Source organism: Pseudomonas sp. P4_C4, assembly GCF_056402055.1.
This window is the reverse complement of sequence record NZ_JBFUID010000045.1, coordinates 46,255-52,364: the sequence shown is the minus strand read 5'-3', so window position 1 is coordinate 52,364 and position 6,110 is coordinate 46,255. Positions and strand designations below refer to the sequence as shown.

Sequence of the window (6,110 nt, the reverse complement as noted above, 5' to 3'; positions counted from 1 at the left end):
CACACCGCCATCGCGAGCAAGCTCGCTCCCACAGGGATAGTGTTCCAACTTCGCGCATTCTGGGCATGAAGACCCGGCTCAAGGAGCTGGCGGCGGTCGGGATCAAGCCGATTCTGCTGATGGTGGGGGAGACGGTGTTCCTGGTTGTGYTGGTGCTGTTGTTGCTGCGCTGGGGCTTCTAATCGTCAGGTTGATACAAAACCTGTGGGAGCGAGCTTGCTCGCGATAGCGGTTTCACATTCAACACTCATGGCGGCTGACACACCGCCATCGCGAGCAAGCTCGCTCCCACAGGGATAGTGTTCCAACTTCGCGCATTCTGGGYATGAAGACCYGGCTCAAGGAGCTGGCGGCGGTCGGGATCAAGCCGATTCTGCTGATGGTCGGGGAGACGGTGTTCCTGGTCGTGCTGGTGCTGTTGTTGCTGTGCTGGGGGCTCTGAACGCGTCACCCTCTATACGTTTTATGGCAGGACCACACGGCGTTGACTCCTCATGCCGTGGGGTTCTCGACCGGTGTCACAAACACCGGTCTTTCGCGGCGACTGTACCAGCAGTCGCCGTTTTTTTTTGCGCTGTCGATTCAGAGTTCTTTAGGGCCAGCGAGGGGTTTGGCGGTGGTTTGTTTTTGCGCCCGCCACGTCGCCGGCGGCATACCAAACTGGCTGATAAACCACCGCGTAAACGAACTCGCCATCGAGTAGCCGAGCATGTCGGCAATGCGACTCAGCGAGTAGTTGGGGTTGTCCAAATAACGCAGCACCAGGTCGCGGCGCACGTCGTTGATCACGTCGTTGAAGGCGCAGCCGTCGTCCTTGAGGCGGCGTTGCAGGGTGCGCACGTTCATGCCCTGGCTTTGGGCGACCTGTTCGATGGTGGCGCGCCCCATGGGCAGCAGCAGGTAGATGGCCTTGCGCACCTCGAACAGCATCGAGGCGCCTTCGTGGTTCTGCAGCGAATCGAGGTAGCTCTGGGCGTAGCGGGCCATGGCCGGGTCGGCGTTGGGGTTGGTCATGTCGAGGCTGACGTCCGGGCAGACGATGCCGTTGAACTCGCTGCCGAACTCCAGGTTGCAGCCGAACAGGCGGCGATGCAGGTGCAGGTTGTCCGGTGGCTGGTGCATGAAGTTGACGCTGTAGGGGTGCCAGTGTGAGCCGAGCAATGCCGAGCACAGCCGGAACATCACACCGATGGCCAGCTCTGTGGCCTGGCGGCTGGGCATCGGCGTTTCGGTGACCACCTCTTCGCGAATGATCACCATCTTGCCGGCCTCTTCAATGAAGATCGCCAGCGAGTCATTCATCAGGTGCCGGTAATCCACCACGACCTGCAAGGCATCGCGCAGGGTGCGCTGGTGGCTGAGCAGCAGGCTGACCACGCCGAAGTCCGAGAGCTGGCGCGATTCGGCCATGCTCAGGCCGAAGGTCTGGCAACCGCTGGCAGCGGCCGAGTCTTCCAGCAACCGCACGGCGGCATCGATCTGGATACGGTGTTCAGGGGCTTGCAGTTGGGCCCTGCTCAGGCCGACAGCGGCCAGCACGTCGCGCGGGTTGAAACCCAGGTACTGGGTGACCTCCAGGTAGTTGGTCAAGACAGCGGCGCGAACAAGCTTGGTCATGCGAAAGTCTTCCCTGGGCCTATGGCGATTGGCGTGAGCGTGGCGACTATATCCAGCGCATCAACAGTTGAACAGTTGTCATGTCGTTGATGGATTTCATGCTGTCCGGTCACCCATCCTCTACGCTGCAGGGAGCCATCAGCGCTCATCCGTTGATTACAGTGACCTTGCGCCAACCTGGGGGATTTTTCGACCAGTGGTCGCGCTGTCCTGCTGTCCGACAATTTGTCATCAAAAGAAAAGTGCCTGACGTCCAATGTAAAGCGCTTCGGGTGGGCGCTCTTTAATGTCGACACTACAAAAAGCCCCTGGCGAAAACAGCCAGTCGAGTTATCGAGAAAGCGAAGGTGTTGACCGTGGACAAACTGCAAACTGCCGCCACCATTCTGATCGTTCCGGGTCTGCGCGAGCACGTGGCCGAACATTGGCAAACATTGCTTGCAGCCAGGCTGGGCAAAGTGCGCAGTGTTGCGCCGCTGGAGACCGACAAACTCGATTGCATGGCCCGTGTGCGGGCGATTCAACACGAACTCGAACAGATCGACGGCCCCGTGATTCTGGTGGCCCACAGCGCCGGCGTGCTGATGGTCGCGCACTGGGCGGCGCACTACAGCCGACCGATCAAGGGCGCTTTGCTGGCCGCGCCACCGGACCTCGATGCGGTCTGGCCGGCAAACTATCCTTCTTCCGAAACCCTGCGTAGCCAGGGCTGGAATCCTCTACCACAAGGCCCGCTGCCATTTCGCAGCGTCGTGGCCGCAAGCACCAACGATCACCTTGCCAGCCTTCCTGCAGTCACCCGCATGGCAGAAGGCTGGGGCGCCGAATTGCTCGATCTGGGCGATGTCGGCCATCTCAATCCGGCCGCAGGATTTGGCCATTGGCCGCAGGCCGAAGCACTCATCCTGGAGCTGGACCGCTAGTACAAGGAGCTGGACTGGCAGTACGCCAACCGGCATTTGCCCTCATTCCTTAAACGCAAACCCATCGATGTTTGCGCGGGGGCGGCTGCGCTTAAAACAAATACAAAAAGGCGGAGACAACGCAATGCACAACAATAAGAGTCACGGCTTCACCGCTCCACGCTACACCTTGTTGGCCTCAGCCATTCTCGCGGCAACCCTACCGGTGGCCCATGCGGCCGAGATCGAGACGGGGAATCCGGACTGGAACGTACGCGTGGATAACACCATCAAGTACAACTACGGCGTGCGCACCGAAAGCGCCGACAAACGCATGTTGGCAACGCCGAACAACAACGACGGCGATTACAACTTCCGCAAGGCCGGCACCAACATCACCAACCGTATCGACCTGTTGACCGAAATGGACGTGGTCTACAAGAACGCCATGGGTTTTCGCGTCAGCGCCGCCAGCTGGTACGACAAGGCCTATGACAACACCGGCTCCAATTCCAACCCGTTCGTCAACGGCAACGATGCGCGTTCGGGCCTGATCGCCAACGACCCGCGCCTGGCTGGGGTGACCCATGACAACGTCGGCAACGGCAGCCCGCACCTGAGCAACTATGCCCAGCGCTACTACAGCGGTCCTTCGGGCGAAATCCTCGATGCCTTCGTGTTCTACAGCACCGAAGTGGGCGAGGAGTCGATGTTCAGCGTCAAGGCCGGTCAGCACAACGTGTTCTGGGGCGAGACCATTCTCAACCCGGTGCACTCGGTCAGCTACGGCCAGTCCGGCCTCGACCTGGCCAAGCTTGCCGCGTCGCCGGGTACCGAGGCCAAGGAACTGTTCGTTCCGCGTAACCAGTTGTCGATGACGTTCACCGTCAATCCGGAATTGACCGTGGGTGCCCAGTACTTCCTCGATTGGGACGCCGCGCGTCTGCCGGAAGCCGGTACTTATTACGGTGGTTCCGACCTGGTCGGTTTTGGTGCGCAATCGTTCCTGCTCGGCAACACCAACGCCGTGGTGCCTGGCAGTCCGCTGGGTTGTGGCCTGGCGCCGTGCAACGCGTTGACCAACGTGCGTCGCGGCCATGACCTGACACCGGGCAGCAGCGGCGACTGGGGCGTCATGGCCAAGTGGTCGCCGGCCTGGCTGGATGGCACCCTCGGCGTCTACTACCGCGAGACTTCGGAAATCTTGCCGCAAGCCTGGCTGGACGCCAGGGGCATTACCTCGGCCAACCCCAACGGCACTCGGCCGGCAGGGCAAGTGCCTGCGGTGATCAACACCCTCAATTCGCTGGACACCGCCACCTATCAGATGGCCTATGCCGACAACATCAAGATCGTCGGCCTGAGCCTGTCCAAGGACGTGGGCGGGATCAGTGTCGGTTCGGACCTGAACATCCGTCACAACATGCCGCTGGCCAGTATCCCGGCGATCGTCAGTACCCGCAGCCCGCTGGGTCTGGGGCAAGGGCTTGGTCTGCTGCCTGCACGTACCGACGCCACCGGTGTGGTCTACGACACCCCGAGCCGCGGCGACAGCATGAGCGCCACCGGTGACACCTTGCACTGGACGCTCAACGGTCTGATGACCCTGCCGAAAACGCCGGTGTTCGATCAGGCAACCGTGCTTGCCGAGCTGTACTACAGCAACCTGCTCAAGCTCGATAGCAAGAACGAAGCGCTCTACAAGGGCAAGGACAGCTATCGCGGCATCGACGCGCCGACCCGGGACAACTGGGGTCTGGCAGTCAACTTCACACCGACCTGGTACCAGGTATTCCCGGGTGTCGACCTCAACGCGCCGATGTCGGTCAACGTCGGTCTCGCCGGCGTGTCACCGGTCTCCGGTGGCGGTGCCAAGGACACCGGCAACTATGCCGTGGGCGTCGGTGCCGTTGTGTACAACAAATACTTCGTTGACCTGAAGTACGTGGACTCCTTCGGCAAAACCGAAAAATGCAACGTCAGCGGTGTGAGTACCGGCCCGAACGGTGGTGACGGCTCCACGCCTAACGCCTTTAGCGGCAACGAGAACTACGCCTGTTTCGCCGGTGGCTACTCGTCCTTCTCCGGAGGTGGTGCCACGACTGAGGACCGTGGCGCCGTGTACCTGACGATGAAAACAACATTCTGATTCACCACTGATTTGCTCAATGCAAGCAGGAGAATAACAAGATGAAATTTGTAAAAACCGTGTTGGCCGCTTCGCTGGCCATGGTCCTTGCCGCCCAGGCACAGGCCGCTGTTTCAACCCAGGAAGCTGCCAAGCTGGGCACCAGCCTGACCCTGGTGGGCGCTGAAAAAGCCGGGAACGCTGATGGTTCCATCCCTGCCTACAACGGTGGCCTGACCACGCCGCCGGCCAGCTTCAAAGCCGGTGACAGCATGCGCCCGGATCCGTTTGCCAGCGAGAAGCCGCTGCTGGTGATCGACGGCAAGAACGTCGATCAGTACAAGGGCCTGCTCAGCGCAACCACCGTTGAACTGGCCAAGCGCTTCCCGACTTTCCATGTCGACGTTTTCCCGACTCACCGTACCGTTTCGCTGCCACAAGCCATTCTGGATAACGGCGTGAAGAACGCCAGCGGCGCCAAGTCCCTGGAAGGTGGCCTGGCCATCGACAACGTCCTGCCAGGCATACCGTTCCCGATTCCGCAGTCGGGCAACGAAGCGATGTGGAACTTCCTGTTGCGCTACCAAGGCGTCAGCATCAGCTCCAAGTACGACTCCTGGAACGTCGACTCGGCCGGCGTGGCGAGCCTGGCGACCACCGGGCAAGCGAACATTTCCTACCCGATCTATGAAAACCTCTCGCAGCCGATCAGCAGCGCCGACGTGTACTACCAGATGAAGCTGGCATACACCGGCCCAGCGCGCCGCGCCGGTGAGGCGATCATGCTCAAGGACGCCGCCAACCCGTTGCAGCAACCGCGTCGCGCTTGGCAGTACTTGCCGGGGCAGCGTCGAGTGAAACTGGCGCCGAGCTTGGCCTACGACACGCCAAACCCTGGTACCGCCGGTGCGGGCACCTACGATGACGTGTTCGTGTTCAATGGTGCACTGGATCGCTACGACTGGAAACTGGTCGGCAAGCAGGAAATGATCGTGCCCTACAACACCTACAAGCTGACCTACGTGCAGGATCCTAAGTCGCTGACCACTGCCAATCACCTGTCACCGGACTTCGTACGCTGGGAAAAACACCGCGTGTGGGTCGTTGAGGGCAACCTCAAGGCCGGTGCCCGTCACATCTACGCCAAGCGCCGCTTCTACCTCGACGAAGACAGCTGGACCGCTTTGGCCTCGGATCAATATGACGCCCGTGGTCAGCTTTATCGTGGTTCCTTCGCCTTCTTGAGCCAGAGCTACGACAAGCAGGTTCCGGACTCCACGCCCTTCATGATCTACGACCTGGTCGGTGGTTCGTACAACATCAACGGTGTAGTCGGCCCTTACGGCGGCATCAAGTACATCGACCCGCTCTCCAAGGCGCAGTGGTCTTCGGAATCCCTGGCCGGCGCCGGTATTCGCTAAGCCAACCGCAACAACGCACCCGCACGGTCCGGTGCGTTGTTG

The 6,110-nt window shown here is 60.8% G+C and carries 4 protein-coding genes and 2 pseudogenes; 5 read left to right on the top strand and 1 reads right to left on the bottom strand.

The features are described 5' to 3' along the window. Positions 1-182, top strand: a pseudogene (locus AC1DXW_RS21860) (hypothetical protein); the annotation flags it as partial. Positions 183-319: 137 nt separating this feature from the next. After that, positions 320-442, top strand: a pseudogene (locus tag AC1DXW_RS21855) (putative sulfate exporter family transporter); the annotation flags it as partial. Between the two features lie 140 nt (positions 443-582). On the opposite strand, the gene AC1DXW_RS21850 reads toward AC1DXW_RS21855, so the two are convergent. Continuing rightward, on the bottom strand, positions 583-1,617 hold the full coding sequence (locus AC1DXW_RS21850) for an AraC family transcriptional regulator (RefSeq protein WP_477756064.1): 1,035 nt from the start codon (positions 1,615-1,617) through the stop codon (positions 583-585). A 356-nt stretch (positions 1,618-1,973) separates the two neighbouring features. On the opposite strand from AC1DXW_RS21850, the gene AC1DXW_RS21845 reads away from it, so the two are divergent. The 3 genes from AC1DXW_RS21845 (at position 1,974) to AC1DXW_RS21835 (ending at position 6,068) form a co-directional block, all read left to right on the top strand. After that, positions 1,974-2,540 (top strand): RBBP9/YdeN family alpha/beta hydrolase, encoded by a 567-nt coding sequence (locus AC1DXW_RS21845; RefSeq protein ID WP_477756065.1) that lies wholly within the window; start codon positions 1,974-1,976, stop codon positions 2,538-2,540. A gap of 124 nt (positions 2,541-2,664) precedes the next feature. Beyond that, positions 2,665-4,668: a DUF1302 domain-containing protein gene (locus AC1DXW_RS21840; protein ID WP_477756066.1), complete on the top strand. Its 2,004-nt coding sequence runs from the start codon at positions 2,665-2,667 to the stop codon at positions 4,666-4,668. Positions 4,669-4,709: 41 nt separating this feature from the next. Continuing rightward, positions 4,710-6,068, top strand: a complete 1,359-nt coding sequence (locus tag AC1DXW_RS21835) for a DUF1329 domain-containing protein (protein ID WP_477756067.1) — start codon at positions 4,710-4,712, stop codon at positions 6,066-6,068. Positions 6,069-6,110: the final 42 nt, after the last annotated feature.

Excerpts from the sequence above, each read along its gene's own strand:
- AC1DXW_RS21840 (WP_477756066.1), top strand. The coding sequence starts at position 2,665 with ATGCACAACAATAAGAGTCACGGCTTCACCGCTCCACGCTACACCTTG.
- AC1DXW_RS21850 (WP_477756064.1), bottom strand. The coding sequence starts at position 1,617 with ATGACCAAGCTTGTTCGCGCCGCTGTCTTGACCAACTACCTGGAGGTC.
- AC1DXW_RS21835 (WP_477756067.1), top strand. The coding sequence starts at position 4,710 with ATGAAATTTGTAAAAACCGTGTTGGCCGCTTCGCTGGCCATGGTCCTT.